Source organism: Pseudomonas paraglycinae (assembly GCF_021601625.1).
Lineage (GTDB): Bacteria > Pseudomonadota > Gammaproteobacteria > Pseudomonadales > Pseudomonadaceae > Aquipseudomonas > Aquipseudomonas paraglycinae.
This window is the reverse complement of the sequence record NZ_BQHR01000001.1, coordinates 329,858-349,399: the sequence shown is the minus strand read 5'-3', so window position 1 is coordinate 349,399 and position 19,542 is coordinate 329,858. Positions and strand designations below refer to the sequence as shown.

Below are 19,542 nucleotides of genomic sequence, written 5' to 3'. Positions count from 1 at the left end.
TGAGTGGCGCCGTTACTCTATCTGCCCACGGAAGCCGATCGGGCCTTCGTTGGCGTAGGTATTGGTGCCACTGAGGTTTTTCCCTCCGTCATTGGATGTGACACTCAACGCGATAACATTCTGGTTATCCCGCCCGCCGATCACCCACTTGCCACCTGGGTGCCACGGGGCATCGTTGCCACCCCACTGGTTTTCAACGTTGTACTGGTTCTGGCCAGTACGCTGAGCCTTGAAGCCAATAGGGCCTTCGCCGGCGTAAGTCATAGTGCCGTTAAAGGTTTTGCCACCGTCGCCGGACTTGATCTCGATCGCGACGACGTTCTGGTTGTCCCGCGCGCCCAGCACCCAGGTTCCACCCGGATGCCAGGGTGCCGAACTACCGCCCCATTGATTTGCCACTGCGTATTTAGACATGAACCTCATCTCCTTGAAGTTTCGGGAGACCTGCCCCGACGTTGACGGCAGGCCGTGCAACCGTGCGTTTCCGATCGCACGTCTGAGAGCCTAGTAGCGCCTGCGGGAATGGCACCAGGCCAGCAGACCAACGGTAAAAAACCCTGACAATCGCCTGCGAAACAGACCACAACTGCTAGAGTTTTTGGCATTGCCCTATTCGCCGCCGGAGCTTGTCACGGCATGAGTGAGCCTCGTTCCCAACCAAAACTGAGCGCCCCGACCCCGACGCAGTTGCGCCTGTCCTTCTGTGAAGCCACCCCGCGCGACCTCAAGCGCTGGATCGCCGACCTGCCGAAAGCAAACATCGGCGAAACCGCGCGCCTGCTGTATCAAGGCTTAGGTGAGCTCAATCAATTGCTGACGCCCAGCGATAATCGCCTGCATCTGCTGGAACTGTTGCGACCCGAGGTTTACTTCGTCTGCCAGCATCTGGAACGGCATTTTCTGCATCAGGCGATCATGCTCGATGAGCGCTCACGCAAGATCAGCAACCTGTGCCAGGCCCTGCAAAGTCAGCTGGCCATCGGTTACAAACAGATCATTCTGCGGATCGCGCCCAAGTATTCCCGGGATCGCGCAGCCCTGGTGAGCGAAGCGCTGCAACGGGCGGCCCATGCGCTGAAAGGGCAACTGGTTCGCGCCACGCAGTTGTACAGCGCCGCACCGGAACAGCTGTGGTTCGAACTGCATCAATTGTTTCGCTGCGCCTGCGAGCTGCAACTGCAACATCGCCGGGTGCGCGACGACCTTGCCAGCCTGACCGCCGAGTTGAGTGTCGAACAGACCTACCTCGCCGCCCTGCTGCTGGGCAGCGCCCGCTGCAATCAGTTGCGGCAGAATCAGATCGTGCGTCTGGCGCAAGTGGTGGAACCGTGGAGCGCCTGGCTGAAGCTGCATCCCGCCCATCCGGGCGAAGGGTTGTTCGCGGTTTCGGCAGAGATCGACGCCGGCCCGCGTTACCGCTACCAATTCCGTAGCGAGCAACAAGCCAGTCTGCTCGGTTTCGATCCGCAACCACTGGTGAACGCCATCGAGGCCCACCTGCTGCATCAGGATGCGACCAGGCCGCTGCCCGTGCCGTCCGGCCTGACGCTCGACACCCTGCAACATTTGCACGCCACCTGGGGCGAAGCTGCCGAACGCAGCTTCCAGCGCACCGTCGGCCAGGGCAACCTGACCGTGTGCGTCGGCATGAGCGCCCTGCACTTCTACCTCGGCGGCGAACGCACCTTCAGCGAACTGCTCAAGCACCCCGGCGCCCGTGCAGCGAATTTCAGCCGCGCGGTGGTTCAGGGCGAAAAGGACAGCTGGAGCCAGGCGTTCGATGCCGCGCCGCAGAGCACATCCGATGAATTGTTGCCCTACGAGGAAATTCGTTACGAACCGCTGATCGACGATGAAGACGACGCCGACAGTCCGCCGCATTACCCGACCTACGCCTTGCCGGTGATCAACCACAGCCCCGGCGGTTATTGTCTGGCCTGGCCGAAGGATGTACCCGCCGAATTGCAGGCCGGGGAAATGGTCGGGATTCAGGACAGCCTCAATCAGGGCTGGAGCATTGCCGTGGTGCGCTGGATCCGCCAGGTGCGCGGCGCCGGTACGCAAATGGGCATCGAACTGGTGGCGCCCCATGCGCGGCCGTGCGGTTTGCAACTGGTGCGTTCGCGGGATGATCACAGCCAGTATCTGCGCGGTTTGTTGTTGCCGGAAATCAGTGCGATCGACTTGCCGGCGACGCTGTTGGCGCCACGGCTGCCGTTTCAGGAAGGCAACAAAGTGCTGATCAACACCCAGGGCGAGGAGCACCGCGCCGGGCTGGATCGGCGGGTGGCCAGCACTCACAGTTTCAATCAGTTTGCCTATCGCTCGCTGGAAACCGCCAGGAATGGCGGGAGCGAAGAGGATTTCGACTCGTTGTGGAAATCCCTTTGAGCCAGGACCGCAGCCGAAGGCTGCGATCCTGCGCCGATGTCAGAGCTGCCCGTCGCGATCGCGGAAGCCCAGCAGGTACAGCACGCCATCCAGACCGAGGGTCGAGATCGCCTGCTTCGCCGACTGCTTGACCAGCGGCTTGGCGCGGAACGCCACGCCCAGACCGGCAATCGCCAGCATCGGCAGGTCGTTGGCGCCGTCGCCCACGGCGATGGTCTGCTCCAGACGCAAACCTTCTTTTTCAGCCAGCTGCTTCAGCAGATCAGCCTTGCGCTGGGCATCGACGATCGGCTCGATCGCCACGCCAGTGCACTTGCCGTCGACCACTTCCAGTTCGTTGGCGAACACGTAATCGATGCCGAGTTTGGCCTGCAATTGCTTGGCGAAGTAGGTGAAGCCGCCCGACAGGATCGCGGTCTTGTAGCCCAGACGCTTGAGTTCGGCGAACAGGGTTTCGGCGCCTTCCGTCAGGCGCAGCGAGGCGCCGATCGAATCGAGCACGCTGACATCCAGGCCCTTGAGCAGTGCCAGACGCTCCTTGAAGCTGGCGCGGAAGTCCAGCTCGCCGGCCATTGCCCGCTCGGTGATTTGCGAAACCTGATCGCCGACGCCGGCGGCCTTGGCCAGTTCGTCGATGACCTCGGCTTCGATCAGGGTCGAGTCCATGTCGAACACCGCCAGACGACGGTTGCGACGGAACAGCGAATCTTCCTGGAAGGCGATGTCGACGTTCAGCTCCTGTGCCACGCTGAGGAACTCGGCGCGCAGGGCTTGCGGATCGGCGGCTTCGCCGCGCACGGAGAACTCGATGCAACCCTTGCCCCTGTCAGCCGGGGTGTCCAGCGGCATACGACCCGACAGACGGTCGATATGATCAATGTTCAGGCCGTATTTGGCGGTGATCGAGCTCACGGCCTGCAACTGGCCGGCGGTGACCTTGCGGGTCAACAGAGTAACGATATGGCGCTTCTTGCCCTGATTGCCCACCCATTGCTGGTAATCCTCTTCGGACACCGGGGTGAAGCGCACCTGCTGGTCGAGCTCATAGCCCTTGAACAGGATGTCCTTGAGCACCGACTTGCCTTGCTCGGAGTCGGGGATTTCCACAAGGATGCCGAACGACAGCATGTCGTGGATCACCGCCTGACCGATGTCGAGGATATTCACACCACCCTGGGCCAGAACACCGGTAATGGCCGCCGTCAGACCCGGACGGTCGACTCCCGTGATGTTAATCAGGACGATTTCGCGCAACGCGCACCCCCGCAACTGGAAAAAAACCGCATTCTACCCACTTTCAGTGACCATCGGGCACCGCCAGCGCTTTGCCGGTCTAGGGCCTGTCGCTATACTGCGCGTCAACTTCACGGACAAAAGAGCCGAGCTCAGTGAACCGGCCCACGCCAGTTAAAACCGATAACTTCTTTCTGCTGATCTTCCGTGCACTGCGCCACCGCCGTGTACCGATTGCATTGCGCATTGCCAGCCATAACGTGATCCTGGTCGCTCTGGCCCTGGTGATCTATGCCTGCGTGATGGGCCTGCAGTTCAAGCAGGCCATGCACGAGCAGGCCGATGCGCTGGGCGAAAGCCTGACCACGCAGACCGCCACCTCCGCCACCGAGCTGCTGGTGTCCAACGACATACTCAGCCTCAACGTGCTGCTCAACAACCTGACCAAGAACAAGCTGGTGGCCCACGCCGCCATCTACAGCGTGGACAACCGCATCCTCGCCGAGTCCGGTCAGCGGCCCAAGCACGGCCTGCTGGGCGAAGCCGAGGGCATGTACGAGAGCAAGATCACTTTCCAGGACGTGACCGCCGGGCAACTGCGCATCAGCCTGGACATGGATCAGTTCCAGCAGCCGATGACCATCAGCCTGCAAAGCATGGGTATCCTGAGTGCGATCCTGCTGGCACTGTCACTGGCCCTGAGCCTGCGTCTGGGCCGGCACATCTCCACGCCGCTGCTGCAACTGCGCGTGTGGTTGCGCCGGATCGACGAATACACGCCGGGTATCGAACGTCAGGACGAGATCGGCGATCTTGCCCGCCAGTTACACGCCAACTATGCGCCGGAGCCGGCCGAACCGGAGCCTGAGCCGGAACCCGAGTTCGAGGACGACGAACCGGAATTCGAAGTGCGCAACCTGCGTGATCCGAGTTTCGACGAGAGCCGCCCGATGGCTGCGCAGAAGCCTGCGCCACGCCATGCGGTCAGCACCGTTGAAGACGACGATGACGAAGACCCGTTCGCCGATCTGCGTGACGAGTCGCTGGACGAAGCAGCACAACCGGCAGTGCGCCGACCGACCCCGAGCGTGCCGCAACACACGGCGGTGCTGGCGGTACAACTGGGCTCGCAGGAACAACTGCGCCGTTTGCCGCGCGCACGTCTGGAAGAGTTGCAGGATCGCTATCGCGACTGCCTGGAGCAGGCTGCTTCGCTGTACCAGGGCGAAATCGAAACACTGAACGACGGCAGCACCCTGATGCTGTTCCACACCGAAGACAGCGGCGACGATTACCTGACCAACGCCATCTGCTGCGGCGAGCTGCTGCGGGCGCTGGGCCACCAGTTGCAGATCGAAGTCGCCGACAGCGGCATCACCCTGCAATTGCAGCTGGGCCTGACACTTGGCGACGAGCTGTTCGGCCTGAGCCAGATCGACCTGTTGCTGACCGACTCCGCCCAGGACGCCCTGGCTCTGTCGCAACACAGCCGCAACCTGCTGCTGGTGGAGCGCAAGATCGGTGACGACGCGCTGATTCGCCAGCGTGCACGAATCCGGCCGATTGCCAGCCCTGAGGGGGCTTGCTGTGTGGAGCGGTTGATGGAGCCTTATCCGTCGATGCTTGAGCGGCAGCTGGCGCGGATGCATGAGCGTCGGGCCTGAGGCCTTGCCCTTGATGTGAAGAAGCCCGCAGACGAGTGATTGTCTGCGGGCTTTTTGTTTGTGGCGTTATTGTGATATCACCCGTCGTCAAACAGCCCCTCACCCTAGCCCTCTCCCAGAGGGGAGAGGGGACTGACTGAGGTGTATAACGCTATCCGTCGACCTGAAAATTTGAGTCGATTATGGATTCACAGCCGAGCTTTCAAGTCGGCGTACCTCCCGAATATCCCCCAATCAGTCCCCTCTCCCTCCGGGCGGTCCGACGTTTCGGGAGGGTTAGGGTGAGGGGCTTTTCGAGTCGGACACCAATGCATGTCCCACCAACGCCCAGACACGACAAAGCCCGCACAAGGCGGGCTCTGTCCTGACTCGATCCAGCCTTAGAAGCGAAACACTTCCATATCCGTACGAATCGGCGAAGCCATCGGTATCTTCGGCTGCTTCTCGGCTTCCGCCGCCGGTGCTGCCGGTTTCGGTGCCGGTTTGCGCGGCGCTTCGGCGACCGGTGGCTGATTGGCCAACGGCTTGAGCGCTACCGACAACTGCTCGGCCAGACGCTGCAACAACACGCCTTGCGCCTGCACCTGCGCGGCGGTGGTGCCGGCATGCTGCTCTTGCAGATGGACGATGCGGTTATCGCGCACCTGGCCACGGCGGTCGATCAGACGCCATTGCGCATCGAGGATCGCCGGTTGCGATTGACCAGAATCCAGACGCGTAATGGTCAACAGCACCTGCACATCCGGGGTGAAGCCCACAGTGGCCGGCGCCAGCACGACGCGCTGACTGTCCAGATGCCCGGCAACCTGACGCAACAGCAACTGATCGATGTCCGACGAAAGGCTTCCGGCCCAGCGACCATCGGTCGAAGCTTGGAGGCTGCCATCCGGTTGACGCTGCAACAGGGTTTCCCGTTGCAGGTAATCGGCAACGATCACAGGGCCCAGCAAAACTGCCATGCCCGCGCTTTGCGCAGGCTGGGCCGGACTTCCGCTGTCCAGCTGATACAGCGACACCGGCTGGTGAACGCTGCAACCCGCCAGGCCAAGAACGCCGGCGAGCAGGAAAATAAGGGGGCGCAGAGAAGTCATCATCCCGTCCAGGTGGCCGCCACAAGGCTGACCACAGTGAAAATACTCAATAAATATGAAGAACGCTCGGCCACGCCGGCGCTTGGAAAGGCCATATCATCCGTGAATATGCGTTCCGACTCCAGCGCCAAAGCGCCGATCTACGGGTTAAATCGTAGATCCGGCGCTCTAGGACGCTTAATTGAGGTTTTCGACGAGCAGCGCATCCACCCGCTGGAAGCCACGTGGCAGTTTGTTACCACGACGACCACGTTCACCTTTGTAGTGTTCGAGGTCGTCGGCTTTCAGCGACAAGGTACGTTTTCCGGCCTGCAGCACCAAGGTGGCGCCTTCCGGAAGAACGGCGATGTCCGTGACATATTCTTCGCGACTGGCCACACGCTCACCGGAAATACCGATGATCTTGTTGCCTTTGCCCTTCCCTAATTGTGGCAGATCGCTGATCTTGAAGATCAGCAGGCGACCCTCGGTCGTCACCGAGGCCAGCCAGTTGTGCTCGCGGTCGGCGACCGGACGCGGCGCAATCACCTTGGCGTTGTTCGGCAGGCTCAACAGGGCCTTGCCGGCCTTGTTCTTGGCTTGCAGGTCTTCGCCTTTCACCACAAAACCGTAGCCGGCGTCGGAGGCGATCACGTACAGCGAGTCCTCTTCAGGCATCAGCACGCATTCGAACGTGGCGCCCGGCGGCGGCGTCAGACGGCCGGTCAACGGCTCGCCCTGGCCCCGTGCCGATGGCAGGGTGTGGGTGGCCAGCGAGTAACTGCGGCCCGTGGAGTCGATGACCACCGCCGACTGGTTCGAACGCCCCGCCGCCGAGGTCTTGAAGCCGTCCCCGGCTTTGTACGACAGGCCGGTGGCGTCGATCTCGTGGCCTTTGGCCGAACGGATCCAGCCTTTTTCCGACAGTACGACGGTGACTTTCTCGTTCGGCAGCAGATCGTGTTCGGTCAGCGCCTTGGCTTCGGCACGCTCGACGATTGGCGACCGACGGTCATCGCCGTAGGTTTCAGCGTCTTTCAGCAGCTCGCTGCGAACCAGCTTCTTCAGCTTGGCTTCGCTACTCAGCAGGGCTTGCAGCTTGGCCTGTTCCTTGAGCAGTTCGTCCTGCTCGTCGCGCAGCTTCATCTCTTCCAGTCGCGCCAACTGACGCAGACGGGTGTCGAGGATGTAGTCGGCCTGGATCTCGCTGAGGGCAAAACGCTCGATCAGCTTGGCTTTCGGGTGTTCCTCGGTGCGGATGATGTGGATCACTTCATCCAGGTTGAGGTAGGCGATCAGCAAACCGTCCAACAGGTGCAGGCGACGCTCGACCTTGTCGAGGCGGAATTGCAGGCGGCGACGCACGGTCAGCACGCGGAATTCCAGCCACTCCACCAGCAGCGCACGGAGGTTTTTCAGCTGCGGCTTGCCGTCCAGACCGATGATGTTGACGTTGACCCGATAGGTCGACTCCAGCTCGGTGCTGGCGAACAGGTGCTGCATCAGCGCTTCGTGATCGACGCGGCTGTTGACCGGAATGATCACGATGCGGCACGGGTTCTCGTGGTCGGATTCGTCGCGAAGATCGGCGATCTGCGGCGCTTTCGACGGTTTGGCCTGCATCAGCGCAGCGATCTGTTCCAGCACCTTGGCCCCGGAGACCTGGTGCGGCAGCGCGGTGACGATGATGTCGCCGTCCTCGACGTGGTACACGGCGCGCATGCGCACCGAGCCCTTGCCGGTTTCGTACATTTTCAACAGGTCGGCGCGTGGGGTGATGATTTCCGCTTCGGTCGGGTAGTCCGGGCCCTGAATGTGTTCGCAGAGCTGTTCGACCGTGGCTTTCGGCTCATCGAGCAGACGCACGCACGCGGTGGCAACTTCGCGCAGGTTGTGCGGCGGCACGTCGGTGGCCATGCCCACGGCGATACCGGTGGTGCCATTGAGCAGGATGTTCGGCAAACGTGCCGGCAACACCAGCGGTTCCTGTAGGGTGCCGTCGAAGTTCGGGCCCCAGTCTGCGGTGCCCTGGCCCAGTTCGCTGAGCAGCACTTCGGAATAACGCGACAGCCGCGCTTCGGTGTAACGCATGGCGGCGAAGGATTTCGGATCGTCCGGCGCACCCCAGTTACCCTGGCCGTCCACCAGCGTGTAGCGATAGCTGAACGGCTGGGCCATCAGCACCATCGCTTCGTAGCACGCCGAGTCGCCGTGCGGGTGGAACTTGCCGAGCACGTCGCCGACGGTACGCGCCGACTTCTTGTGCTTGGAATCGGCATCCAGCCCCAGCTCGCTCATGGCATAGACGATACGCCGCTGTACTGGTTTCAGACCGTCGCCGATATGCGGCAGGGCACGGTCCATGATCACGTACATGGAGTAGTTGAGGTAGGCATTTTCGGTGAAGTCAGCCAGCGACCGGCGTTCTACGCCATCTAAGCTGTCTGCAAGGTTATCGCTCATGCGGGCCTCATCGGTTCGTTGTCTGGCGCAGCAGCATGGTGCCGCCGCGCTGAGTAAATTCAAGTTTGTTCAGGGCGCTCATGCCGAGCAGCACCTGATCGCCATGCAGCCCCGGCGCCACCAGTGCGCGGACGTCCCGCAGCACGATGTCGCCCAGTTGCAGGCGGTCGATACGGGTGCGATAGCCCTGGCTCAGGCCATTGGCCGTGCTCAGGGTCACACCGAAACCTTCTTCCAGCCGGAGGTTTTTCGCCACCTCGGCCGGGATTGCCACGTCGGTCGCGCCGGTGTCGAGCATGAACTCCACCGGCCGACCGTTGATCAGGCCACTGGCGACAAAATGTCCCTGGGCGTTGCCGATCAGTTTCACTTCTATAAAGCCGTTGCCCTGCTGCGAAGCCACTTCCACATTGGGATTGCGCTGGCGCTCTTCCCACTGGCCGAAAAACCGCGTGGCCAGAAACAGCGCCGCGCACCACGCCAGAATCATCAGCACCCGACCGGCGCGTTTGCCCGGCGGTTGCTGGCTCATGGCTTGGCGCTCCAGCCACCCTCAGGCGCGGCGAAACGCCAGATGATCGGGCGAACCTCGCCATCGGCGCGCGGGCCGAAATTGTTGTCGACGCCGATCCAGGCACCCTGTGCATCGACGACCAGCGCCTCTTCCAGCCCGAAGTTCTGCTCGTAACGACGATTGGCCTGCAACAGCTCGGCCGCATACGACCAGCAGAGCTCGACCTTGGCCGTCTGCACATCCCGTCGACAGATCTGATACGCGTTGCGCTCAAGGGTAAACAGCTTGCCGTTGAACAGGGAGATATCGGAAAAATCCCGATTGACCGGACGGGCTTTCGGGAACTGCGGCGGTTGCATTTCCATGCCGCCCTCGCTGAGCAACACGCAGCGACCGTCACAATCCCAAACCGTCTGCTGGCGCTTGATCAGCAACAAGCCACGGCTTTGCCGCTCGGCGGCCAGCCACATCTGATCGCCCGCCGGGTTGATCGCCAGGCCTTCGAATATCGCATTGAATTGCAGCAACATCCCGCTGGCCCGCGCTTCGCGCACCATCATCGGCGAGATTTTCAGCCACGACGACGGCCCCTGCGGCGGCACTTGCAGCACGGCCGCGTGGGCTTCGCTGACGATGTAGCGGTTACCGGCGCTGTCGCAGCTGATGCCTTCGAAATCCAGATCGCCGCCCCGAATGAACGACGCTGCCCAAGTTCGCGAGCTGATGCCCCACGGCAAACCGCTGTCCGGCACTTTCGGCGGATCGATGCGCACGGCCGTGGCCTGCCAGACCCGATCGCGGATATCGAGACGGTAGATCTGATCATCGTCGCGATCCGAAACGGTCCACAAGTCATTTCCGCACAAGGCCAGCCCCGACAGGTTGCCGCCGCGCATGCCTTCGACCGGGTGTTCGGCGAGCACGCGCAGTTCTTGCGCAGGCTCTGCCGACACCGTCATCGAACCCAGCAGCAACGCACCCGCCAAGGCCCAGCCAAACCGCATCAGGCCAGAACCTCGGCGAGGTTGCCCTTGGATTCGAGCCAGGTCTTGCGGTCGCCGGCGCGTTTCTTCGCCAGCAGCATGTCCATCATTTCCGAGGTCTCGGCGAAGTCGTCCCCAAGGGTCAACTGCACCAGGCGCCGGGTATTCGGGTCCATGGTGGTTTCACGCAGTTGCGGCGGGTTCATTTCACCCAGACCTTTGAATCGGGTGACCTGCGGCTTGCCGCGTTTCTTCTCGGCCACCAGACGGTCAAGGATCCCGTCGCGCTCGGCGTCGTCCAGGGCGTAGAAAATCTCTTTGCCCAGGTCGATGCGGTACAGCGGCGGCATCGCCACGTAGACGTGACCGGCATCCACCAGCGGGCGGAAATGCTGGACGAACAAGGCGCACAACAATGTTGCGATGTGCAGACCGTCGGAGTCGGCGTCGGCGAGGATGCAGATCTTGCCGTAGCGCAGCTGGCTCATGTCCTCGGCGCCCGGATCGACACCGATGGCCACGGCAATGTTGTGCACCTCCTGACTGGCCAGCACTTCGCTGCCGTCGACTTCCCAAGTGTTGAGGATCTTGCCGCGCAACGGCAGGATCGCCTGGAATTCCTTGTCCCGCGCCTGCTTGGCAGAACCGCCGGCGGAATCACCTTCCACCAGGAACAGCTCGGAACGCATCGGATCCTGCCCGGCGCAATCGGCCAGTTTGCCCGGCAACGCCGGCCCCTGGGTGATGCGTTTGCGCTCGACCTTTTTGCTCGCTTTCAGGCGACGGCCGGCGTTGCTGATTGCCAGTTCGGCCAGCGCCAGACCGGTTTCAGGGTTGGCGTTGAGCCACAGGCTGAACGCGTCCTTGACCACACCGGAGACGAAAGCCGCTGCTTCACGAGACGACAGACGCTCCTTGGTCTGGCCGGAGAATTGCGGCTCCTGCATCTTCATCGACAGGACGAAAGCAATGCGCTCCCAAACGTCTTCCGGCGCCAGCTTCACGCCACGCGGCAGCAGACTGCGGAATTCGCAGAACTCGCGCATCGCATCGAGCAGGCCCTGACGCAGACCGTTGACGTGGGTGCCGCCCTGCTCCGTCGGGATCAGGTTGACGTAGCTTTCAGTGACCGAGGTGCCACCTTCCGGCAGCCACAGCAAGGCCCACTCGACCGCTTCCTTGGTACCGGCCAGGTTGCCGCAGAACGGCGCGTCCGGCAGGCGCTCGAATTCGCTGACCGCGTCCACCAGGTAGGAACGCAGGCCATCTTCGTAATGCCACTCGACCTTCTCGCCAGTGCCTTTGTCTTCGAAACTGATCAGCAGCCCCGGGCACAGAACGGCCTTGGCCTTGAGCACGTGCTTGAGGCGGCTGATGGAGAATTTCGGCGAATCGAAGTATTTCGGATCCGGCGCGAAGTACACGCTGGTCCCGGTATTGCGCTTGCCGACAGTGCCGATCACTTGCAGATCGGTGGCCTTGAAGCCGTCGGCGAAGGTCATTTCATATTCGTTGCCGTCACGCTTGACCCGCACCCGTACCTGGGTCGACAAGGCGTTGACCACGGAAATACCCACCCCGTGCAGACCGCCGGAGAACTGGTAGTTCTTGTTGGAAAACTTGCCGCCCGCATGGAGCTTGGTGAGGATCAGTTCGACGCCCGAAACGCCCTCTTCCGGGTGGATGTCGACCGGCATACCGCGACCGTCGTCGCAGACTTCCAGCGAATGATCGGCATGGAGGATGACCTGGATCGATTTGGCGTGGCCGGCCAAGGCTTCGTCGACACTGTTGTCGATGACTTCCTGGGCAAGATGGTTCGGCCGACTGGTGTCGGTGTACATGCCGGGGCGCTTGCGCACCGGGTCGAGGCCCGAGAGGACTTCGATGGCGTCGGCGTTATAGGAGCTAGCGCTGGGAGTGGCCATAGGGTCTCGTCGTCAGTGATTCAATGAAAATGGGGCAAGACTTCACAGTGCGGTGAAATCGATTGCCTGATAGGTATCGGCACCAATCCCGGCAAAGCTGAGCAATGCCGGCAATTGTGTAACAAATCCCTGGAAACTGTGGTCGCCGCCGGCCTGAATGCGCAAGGCGCAGGCCCGGTAATACTGCTGGGCAAGGCGATAATCCAGCGTTTCATCCCCGGTCTGCAACCATACCTGATAACGCTGCGGATCCTGCGGCGCCGGCACTTCCAGCTCGGCCAGGGCCGTCACGTGGTCGTGGGTCAGCTCCCAGGTTTCGTCGGTGTACAGGTTTTTCTGGGTGCCCAGGTATCCGTCGAACATCCGGTGCGGACTGACGGCCGGGTTGACCAGCAGGGCTTTCAAGCCATGGCGCTCGGCCAGGTGAGTCGCATAGTAGCCGCCGAGCGAGCTTCCCACCAGCAATGGCCGGCCGAGTTCGGCGATTGCCTGTTCCAGCTGACCGATGGCTTCGCGCGGGTGGTGATGCAGCGCCGGCACACGCAGTTGATCGCTCAAACCCAGCCGCTCCATCACCTCGACCAGCTGACAGGCCTTTTTCGAGGCCGGCGCACTGTTGAAACCATGGATATAGAGAATCGAACCGGACATTTGAGCTCCCTGGGCGTCGGCTGAAGAAAGCGGAGTTTACAGGGAGTCGAGGGGTGTTGGGCCAGCACCCGAGGAAATCAGCGCTGCGCCCGTCAATCAGTAACCGTCGGAGCCGTAATCAACCTGAAAATCGAAACCCGTGACACGCTCCACACCGGTCTCGATCCGCCCATCCGGCAACAATCGCAACCAGCGATACCCCGGTGCCTGCTCGCCGACCTTGAAGTCTTCACTGCCCGGCTCGAACTGGATGCAGGTCGACGGCGATGCCATCAGCCGTACGCCGTTGCGCTCGCGGTCGATCTCCTGATGGACATGCCCCCACAGCACGGCACGGGCCTGCGGGAAACGATCGAGCACCTCGAAAAAGGCTTCCGGATTGCGCAAGCCGATCGGCTCCATCCAGGCGCAATCGATCGACACCGGGTGATGGTGAAAGCACACCAGATGATGGCGATCCGGCGCTTCGCTCAGGGAGCGGGCGAGCAGTTGCAGCTGGTCGTCCTGCAAATACCCCGGCACCGATCCGGGCACGGCCGAATCGAGCAGGGTCACGCGCCAGTTGCCGACGTCCACCACGGACTCCAGCAGCGCACTCTTCACAGTCGCCTGAGCCATGATCTGTGGCTCGTCGTGGTTGCCGGGAATCCAGCGGGCCGGCGCGTCGATCTGCGCCGTCATCTGCCGGAATTGCTGGTAGGACTCCAGCGTACCGTCCTGGGACAGGTCGCCGCTGGCGACGATCAGGTCGATCCGCGGTTGCTGTTCGAGCACCAGCTCGATGACTTTTTGCAGGCTCTCGCGGGTGTTCATACCCAGCAGCGTTCCGTCCGACTCGGCGAACAGATGACTGTCAGAGAGCTGCACCAGCAACGCCGTGTCGGCGGTGGTCAAAGTCGATACGCTCGGCAAGGCGTTCTCCCCCGGGATCGCGGGACTGGAAAGGTGCGGCAATTATGCGGGGGGACAGCGCAAAGAGAAACCGGCGAACCGGACGCAGTTCACAACTTGCGGTGGTTATCGGACCGCCGCGTATTCGTGTCCGCACGCCAGGCAATGACTCAGCCATTCGCCCAGGAACAGATTGAGCTGGGCCTTCTCGTCCGGCTGATGCATGGCCGCATTCGGGTAAGGATAGACGCCGCGAAACCGTCGCGCATGCTCGGCGCTGATCACTTCGGCCATGCGCGCGTCGTGATAGACCTGCACTTCCAGTTGCGGCACCGGCAGCCACGGCAGGCTGTGTTCCTGACGCACCTGCAGGGTCGTGGTGTACGGACAGGTCTGCAGCACCTCCAGCGCCAGCACGCCGAGCATCTGGTCGCCCTGGGTCACGGCAATGCGCCGTGCCTCGGGGTCGCTGCGCATGTCCGGCAACAGTCGCATCAGGCGCGCGTAGTTCGCCTCGCAGGCGGCTTGCAGGCCCACGAGGTCGACGCGGTAGCGATCGCGCAACTTGTTTACGACCATAGCCCCCTCACTTCGGCGCGATTGAGCGCCAGCCACTGCAAGGCGATGATGCTCGCCGCATTGGCAATCCGTCCGTCACGTACGGCCTGCAGGGCATCTTCAAAAGCCCAGACCGTGACGCGAATATCTTCAGCTTCTTCCTCCAGCCCATGCAGGCCGCCCGCGCCTTCGGTGCTGCAACGCCCCAGATACAAATGCACGAATTCGTTGCTGCCGCCCGGCGATGGAAAGTATTTGGTCATCGGCCACAGGGCCTTGATGTCCAGCCCAGCTTCCTCCTGTGCCTCGCGGTGAGCAACTTCTTCCGGCTGTTCGTCCTTGTCGATCAGACCGGCGACCAGCTCCACCAGCCACGGGTTATCGGCCTTGCCCATCGCGCCGACGCGAAACTGCTCGATCAGCACCACTTCATCGCGCTGCGGATCGTAGGGCAGCATGCACACGGCATCGTGGCGCACGAACACTTCACGATTGATTTCGCGGCTCATGCCACCGGCGAACAGTTCGTGGCGCAAGTGCAGGCGGTCGAGCTTGTAGAAGCCCTTGTAGCACTGCTCGCGTCGCACGATATCGACGGCGGACGGAATGGCTTTGGCAAAATCGGTCATGAGCATCCTCTTTACTGCAAATCCAATACGAGGCGCCTTACCTGCGACCTCGACTTCGCGCCATCCTAACGCGCCGGTGACGTTTGATGCAGCCCCTTTACTGTCAGCGGGATGGACGGTGGAGGCGAAACCCACTCTAATTAGCTTAGTGGCGAACTGACCGCTTCGTTGAGAGTCGAAGCGGTAACTTTTTGCCTTCCCCTGCTTCAGAAAGGACGCCCATGTCGCTTTTCAAAATCGCCTCCGTGGCCGCCATCGCCCTGACCCTGGGCGCCTGCGCCAGCCTGTTCCAGCCCAACTACCGCACGCCGCTGGAAACCACCCGCGACGCCTCGGAAACGCTGAAACCGGGCTGTTCCAACCCGGACTGCCCGCTGGTGAACATCGATACGTTGCGCTTCCCGGCAGAACCGGCGCTGGACGCCATCATCGAAAAACGCCTGCTGCAGATGACCCGCACCGCACCGAACGCGCCGGTAGCGCCGACGCTGGCAGCGTATCGCGAGCAGTTCCTGGCCACCGCCGGCCCGCGCAACAGCAGCTATTTGCAGGCGAAAGTACGCGAGCAGCATGACGGTCTGGTGATCATCGAAACCTCGAGCTACCTGGACACCGGCGGCGCCCACGGTACGCCGGGCCGCGGTTTCATCAACTATTCGCGTCAGCAGCACAAGGTACTGACCCTGGCGGATATGTTGCTGCCAGGTCAGGAAGAGGCATTCTGGAAAGCCGCGCAAGTGGCGCACAACAGCTGGCTGATCAGCACCAAGCTCGATCAGGAACCGGAGTTCGTGAAGAGCTGGCCATTCGTTAAAACCCCGAACGTGGCGCTGACCTACGGCGGCGTGATCCTCAAGTACGACGTGACCACCATCGCGCCTTATGCGCTGGGCCACGTCGAACTGAAGATCCCTTACCCGCGCCTGAACGGCATTCTCAAGCCCGAGCTGTTTCCCGGCCGTAACTGAAAGCCCGACCGAGCACCAGTTGCAGCAGCCCTGCCAGCACCAGCGCCGGCAGGGTCGCGCCGACATCCGGATACAGATTGGCCAGCAAGTGATAGGTGCTGATGCCACCCAGCCAAGCCAATAGTGCCGGCCAGCGCAACGCGGCCGACGCCACCTGGGCACTGCGCTTGCGCAGGATGAAGTGATCCACCAGCACCACGCCGAACAGCGGCGCGAACACCGAACCGATCAGCAGCAGGAAGTTCTGGTACTGCGCCAATGGCGCGAGCAAGGCGATCAGGGTGCAGATCACACCGATGGCCAACGCCAGATGCTCGACTTTCAGACGCAACAGAATCCCGCTGGAAACCGCTGCCGAGTGAATGTCGGCGAAAGCGTTTTCCGACTCGTCCAACAGAATCAGCAGCAGCGGAATCCCGAGGCCTGCACCGGCCAGCGCCAACAGCAGCGCGTTGACTTCACCGCTCGGCGCGAAGGCCAGGGTGTAGGCGACGCCGAGGCTCATCAGCCAGAAGTTGCCGATGAAGAAACCGATCGCCGTACCGCCGAACACGTTCTTCGCCTTCTTGCCGAAACGCGAGTAGTCGGCAATCAGTGGCAGCCACGACAGCGGCATCGCAATCGCAATGTCGAAGCCCACGGCGAGCGACATCGAGCCATCCCCGGCCCGTGCCCACAAGGCGGCAAGATCGGCCTTGGCGAACAGGTTCCAGGTCAGCCAGATGCACGCGGCCAGAATCAGCCAGATGCCCCACTTGCGCAGGATCTTGCGCACGAACGTCAACGGCCCGCTGATCGCGAGCAAGGTCGCCAGCGCACCGAAGCACAACGTCCACAGCATCGGACTGGCCCACAGCGAACCTTCGCTGAACGCACGGGTGCCGAGCAGACTGGCGGCGGCGCGCATGACGATGATTTCGAACGAGCCCCATCCGATCAATTGCAGCAGGTTGAGCAACGCCGGCAGGCTCGCGCCTTTGCTGCCGAGGCTGAGTTTCAGCGCAGCCATAGACGACAGGCCGGTGTCGCTGCCGATCACGCCAACGGCGGCCAGCAACAGGACGCCGACCAGGGTGCCGAGGAAGATCGCCAGCAGCGATCCCGACAGGCCCAGCCCCGGCGCCAGCAGCGCACCGGTCTGCAAGACCATCAGGCCGATGCCGAGGGAAAACCACAGGGAAAACAGATCACGACCGCCGAACACACGCTGGTTGGCGGGCACGGCGAGGTCGGGGGAATAAGTACCGGGTTGAATGCTCAAGGACGTTTCTCACAGAGAAGCAGAAAAAAAGCTGCAAGCTGCAAGCTACAAGTCAGAAGCGATATGCGGACTGCTTCTCCTCTTGTAGCTTGTAGCTTGCCGCTCGTGGCTAGACTTTCTTGTATAGCTGACTGCCTTCCTTCCTGAACCGCTCGGCCTGTTCCGCCAGGCCCTGGGCGACGTCCACGTCGACCGCGTCGATCCGCTGGTTGGCCGCGTATTCGCGGACTTCCTGAGTGATCTTCATCGAGCAGAATTTCGGCCCGCACATCGAACAGAAATGCGCGACCTTCGCCGAGTCCTTCGGCAGGGTTTCATCGTGATACGAACGGGCGGTGTCCGGGTCCAGACCGAGGTTGAACTGGTCTTCCCAGCGGAATTCGAAACGCGCCTTGCTCAAGGCGTTGTCGCGGATCTGCGCGCCCGGATGTCCCTTGGCCAGGTCCGCGGCGTGAGCGGCGATCTTGTAGGTGATGATCCCGGTCTTCACGTCATCCTTGTTCGGCAGACCCAGGTGCTCCTTCGGCGTCACGTAGCAGAGCATCGCGCAACCGAACCAGCCGATCATCGCCGCACCGATACCCGAGGTGATGTGGTCGTAACCCGGTGCGATGTCGGTGGTCAGCGGGCCGAGGGTGTAGAACGGCGCCTCGTCGCAGCACTCCAGCTGCTTGTCCATGTTCTCTTTGATCAACTGCATCGGCACGTGGCCCGGGCCTTCGATCATGCATTGCACGTCGTGCTTCCAGGCGATCTTGGTCAGCTCGCCGAGGGTTTCCAGTTCGCCGAACTGCGCTTCGTCGTTGGCGTCGGCAATCGAGCCCGGACGCAGGCCGTCGCCCAGCGAGAAGCTGACGTCGTAGGCCTTCATGATTTCGCAGATTTCGTCGAAGTGGGTGTAGAGGAAGTTCTCTTTGTGGTGCGCCAGGCACCATTTGGCCATGATCGAACCGCCACGGGACACGATGCCGGTCACGCGTTTGGCGGTCAGCGGCACGTAGCGCAGCAACACGCCAGCGTGGATGGTGAAGTAGTCGACGCCCTGCTCGGCCTGCTCGATCAGCGTGTCGCGGAATAGCTCCCAGGTCAGGTCTTCGGCCACGCCGTTGACCTTTTCCAGCGCCTGATAAATCGGCACGGTGCCGATCGGCACTGGCGAGTTGCGGATGATCCACTCGCGGGTTTCGTGGATGTGCTTGCCGGTGGACAAGTCCATCACCGTATCCGAACCCCAGCGAATGCCCCAGGTCAGTTTCGCCACTTCTTCTTCGATGGATGAACCCAGCGCGCTGTTGCCGATGTTGCCGTTGATCTTCACCAGGAAGTTACGGCCGATGATCATTGGTTCCAGTTCGACGTGGTTGATGTTGGCCGGGATGATCGCGCGGCCACGGGCGATTTCTTCGCGGACGAATTCCGGGGTGATTTCTTTCGGGATGCTCGCGCCGAAGCTGTGGCCGGCGTGTTGCTGGTTCAACAGGCCAGCGGCGCGGGCCTCTTGCAGCTTCATGTTTTCGCGGATGGCGACGTATTCCATCTCGGCGGTGATGATGCCTTTGCGGGCGTAGTGCATCTGGCTGACATTGGCCCCGGCCTTGGCGCGGCGCGGGTTGTTGACGTGGGCGAAACGCAGTTTGGTCAGCTCCGGATCGGCCAGACGCTCCTGGCCGAAATTCGAGCTCAGGCCTGGCAGACGCTCGGTGTCGCCACGGTCGTCGATCCACGCCGAACGCACGTCGCCCAGACCTTTGCGCACGTCGATCACCACGTTCGGATCGGTGTACGGGCCCGAGGTGTCGTAGACGGTGACCGGCGCGTTGATTTCGCCGCCGAAGTCGGTCGGGGTCACATCAAGGGTGATTTCGCGCATCGGCACGCGGATGTCCGGGCGGGAGCCCTGAACGTAGATTTTTTGCGAACGGGTGAATGGTTGAACCGACTGCTCGTCGACCTTGGCCGAGTCACTCAGGTTGATCGCGTTTTTAGATTTTGTAGTCATCACGGGCTCTCCAGACAGCATCCAGGCAGTGGATTGTCGGAGCAGAACCTGAGAGGCACGGACGCACCAGGACTGGTGCTGTGCATCGTCGTCGAGCGTTCGATTGTCGAACAATATCCCGGACGAAGCACAAGAGGACTCGCCGGGTGACGAGAAATCTTGTTCCCTACGCAGGCGCTAACCTGATCAGGTTCAACGGGATCCGAAATTATTCGATCTCAGCCTCATAGCAAGGCACCCCGACAAGAACCCGGCCAGTCTAGACACAACCGGCAAAGAACGCCAACACCGCGGTAAACACCATGATGAATGGCGCAATTGGCAGATTGTTGCCTGCCG

At 61.9% G+C, this 19,542-nt stretch carries 16 protein-coding genes and 1 riboswitch; of the genes, 3 read left to right on the top strand and 13 right to left on the bottom strand.

The features are described 5' to 3' along the window. Positions 1–12 precede the first annotated feature (12 nt). Positions 13–414, bottom strand: coding sequence for a lectin OAA family protein (locus L6D82_RS01535; RefSeq protein WP_102686793.1), 402 nt, complete (start codon positions 412–414; stop codon positions 13–15). Positions 415–636: 222 nt separating this feature from the next. Between L6D82_RS01535 and L6D82_RS01530 the strand changes: the two genes are divergently transcribed. Further along, positions 637–2,391 (top strand): molecular chaperone, encoded by a 1,755-nt coding sequence (locus L6D82_RS01530; RefSeq protein ID WP_129972329.1) that lies wholly within the window; start codon positions 637–639, stop codon positions 2,389–2,391. A 39-nt stretch (positions 2,392–2,430) separates the two neighbouring features. Here the strand turns inward: L6D82_RS01530 and serB are convergent, their stop codons facing one another. Next, entirely contained in the window at positions 2,431–3,645 is a 1,215-nt protein-coding gene (serB, locus tag L6D82_RS01525; RefSeq protein WP_129972328.1) for a phosphoserine phosphatase SerB, read from the bottom strand. 134 nt (positions 3,646–3,779) lie between these two features. On the opposite strand from serB, the gene L6D82_RS01520 reads away from it, so the two are divergent. Continuing rightward, on the top strand, positions 3,780–5,288 hold the full coding sequence (locus L6D82_RS01520) for an AhpA/YtjB family protein (RefSeq protein ID WP_236187914.1): 1,509 nt from the start codon (positions 3,780–3,782) through the stop codon (positions 5,286–5,288). A gap of 380 nt (positions 5,289–5,668) precedes the next feature. Here the strand turns inward: L6D82_RS01520 and L6D82_RS01515 are convergent, their stop codons facing one another. The 9 genes from L6D82_RS01515 to L6D82_RS01475 form a co-directional block, all read right to left on the bottom strand. Continuing rightward, positions 5,669–6,379, bottom strand: a complete 711-nt coding sequence (locus L6D82_RS01515) for a PqiC family protein (protein ID WP_085746491.1) — start codon at positions 6,377–6,379, stop codon at positions 5,669–5,671. Positions 6,380–6,556: 177 nt separating this feature from the next. Further along, positions 6,557–8,821 carry a DNA topoisomerase IV subunit A gene (gene parC / locus L6D82_RS01510; protein ID WP_011332166.1) on the bottom strand — a complete coding sequence of 755 codons (2,265 nt, stop codon included), beginning with the start codon at positions 8,819–8,821 and terminating at the stop codon, positions 6,557–6,559. A 7-nt stretch (positions 8,822–8,828) separates the two neighbouring features. Continuing rightward, positions 8,829–9,353, bottom strand: a complete 525-nt coding sequence (locus L6D82_RS01505) for a retropepsin-like aspartic protease family protein (protein ID WP_007952204.1) — start codon at positions 9,351–9,353, stop codon at positions 8,829–8,831. Then, positions 9,350–10,339, bottom strand: a complete 990-nt coding sequence (locus L6D82_RS01500) for an esterase-like activity of phytase family protein (protein ID WP_236187913.1) — start codon at positions 10,337–10,339, stop codon at positions 9,350–9,352. Before L6D82_RS01500 ends, L6D82_RS01505 begins: the two co-directional genes overlap by 4 nt. Beyond that, entirely contained in the window at positions 10,339–12,246 is a 1,908-nt protein-coding gene (gene parE, locus L6D82_RS01495) for a DNA topoisomerase IV subunit B (RefSeq protein WP_085608483.1), read from the bottom strand. The genes L6D82_RS01500 and parE overlap by 1 nt, the downstream gene beginning before the upstream one ends. A gap of 42 nt (positions 12,247–12,288) precedes the next feature. Next, positions 12,289–12,897, bottom strand: coding sequence for a YqiA/YcfP family alpha/beta fold hydrolase (locus tag L6D82_RS01490; RefSeq protein WP_064382909.1), 609 nt, complete (start codon positions 12,895–12,897; stop codon positions 12,289–12,291). A 96-nt stretch (positions 12,898–12,993) separates the two neighbouring features. Continuing rightward, entirely contained in the window at positions 12,994–13,809 is an 816-nt protein-coding gene (gene cpdA, locus L6D82_RS01485) for a 3',5'-cyclic-AMP phosphodiesterase (RefSeq protein ID WP_236187912.1), read from the bottom strand. Positions 13,810–13,914: 105 nt separating this feature from the next. Beyond that, the gene (locus L6D82_RS01480; protein WP_129972323.1) at positions 13,915–14,367 is read right to left on the bottom strand and encodes a DUF1249 domain-containing protein; all 453 of its coding nucleotides are present in this window, start codon (positions 14,365–14,367) and stop codon (positions 13,915–13,917) included. Beyond that, positions 14,358–14,975: an NUDIX domain-containing protein gene (locus tag L6D82_RS01475; RefSeq protein WP_102716956.1), complete on the bottom strand. Its 618-nt coding sequence runs from the start codon at positions 14,973–14,975 to the stop codon at positions 14,358–14,360. The genes L6D82_RS01480 and L6D82_RS01475 overlap by 10 nt, the downstream gene beginning before the upstream one ends. A gap of 221 nt (positions 14,976–15,196) precedes the next feature. Here L6D82_RS01475 and L6D82_RS01470 point away from each other — a divergent pair, with 221 nt between their 5' ends. Continuing rightward, on the top strand, positions 15,197–15,943 hold the full coding sequence (locus L6D82_RS01470; RefSeq protein ID WP_236187911.1) for an RsiV family protein: 747 nt from the start codon (positions 15,197–15,199) through the stop codon (positions 15,941–15,943). Here L6D82_RS01470 and cytX read toward each other — a convergent pair. Both cytX and thiC read right to left on the bottom strand, forming a co-directional pair. Then, positions 15,912–17,204, bottom strand: a complete 1,293-nt coding sequence (gene cytX / locus L6D82_RS01465; protein ID WP_236187910.1) for a putative hydroxymethylpyrimidine transporter CytX — start codon at positions 17,202–17,204, stop codon at positions 15,912–15,914. The genes L6D82_RS01470 and cytX overlap by 32 nt on opposite strands. A 109-nt stretch (positions 17,205–17,313) precedes the next feature. Beyond that, on the bottom strand, positions 17,314–19,203 hold the full coding sequence (gene thiC, locus L6D82_RS01460) for a phosphomethylpyrimidine synthase ThiC (RefSeq protein ID WP_236187909.1): 1,890 nt from the start codon (positions 19,201–19,203) through the stop codon (positions 17,314–17,316). A 146-nt stretch (positions 19,204–19,349) separates the two neighbouring features. Continuing rightward, a riboswitch (TPP riboswitch) is annotated at positions 19,350–19,455 on the bottom strand. Positions 19,456–19,542: the final 87 nt, after the last annotated feature.

Coding starts and splice junctions, on each gene's coding strand:
- L6D82_RS01535 (WP_102686793.1), bottom strand. CDS start 414: ATGTCTAAATACGCAGTGGCAAATCAATGGGGCGGTAGTTCGGCACCC.
- L6D82_RS01530 (WP_129972329.1), top strand. CDS start 637: ATGAGTGAGCCTCGTTCCCAACCAAAACTGAGCGCCCCGACCCCGACG.
- L6D82_RS01515 (WP_085746491.1), bottom strand. CDS start 6,379: ATGACTTCTCTGCGCCCCCTTATTTTCCTGCTCGCCGGCGTTCTTGGC.
- parC (WP_011332166.1), bottom strand. CDS start 8,821: ATGAGCGATAACCTTGCAGACAGCTTAGATGGCGTAGAACGCCGGTCG.
- L6D82_RS01505 (WP_007952204.1), bottom strand. CDS start 9,353: ATGAGCCAGCAACCGCCGGGCAAACGCGCCGGTCGGGTGCTGATGATT.
- L6D82_RS01500 (WP_236187913.1), bottom strand. CDS start 10,339: ATGCGGTTTGGCTGGGCCTTGGCGGGTGCGTTGCTGCTGGGTTCGATG.
- parE (WP_085608483.1), bottom strand. CDS start 12,246: ATGGCCACTCCCAGCGCTAGCTCCTATAACGCCGACGCCATCGAAGTC.
- L6D82_RS01490 (WP_064382909.1), bottom strand. CDS start 12,897: ATGTCCGGTTCGATTCTCTATATCCATGGTTTCAACAGTGCGCCGGCC.
- L6D82_RS01480 (WP_129972323.1), bottom strand. CDS start 14,367: ATGGTCGTAAACAAGTTGCGCGATCGCTACCGCGTCGACCTCGTGGGC.
- L6D82_RS01475 (WP_102716956.1), bottom strand. CDS start 14,975: ATGACCGATTTTGCCAAAGCCATTCCGTCCGCCGTCGATATCGTGCGA.
- L6D82_RS01470 (WP_236187911.1), top strand. CDS start 15,197: ATGTCGCTTTTCAAAATCGCCTCCGTGGCCGCCATCGCCCTGACCCTG.
- thiC (WP_236187909.1), bottom strand. CDS start 19,203: ATGACTACAAAATCTAAAAACGCGATCAACCTGAGTGACTCGGCCAAG.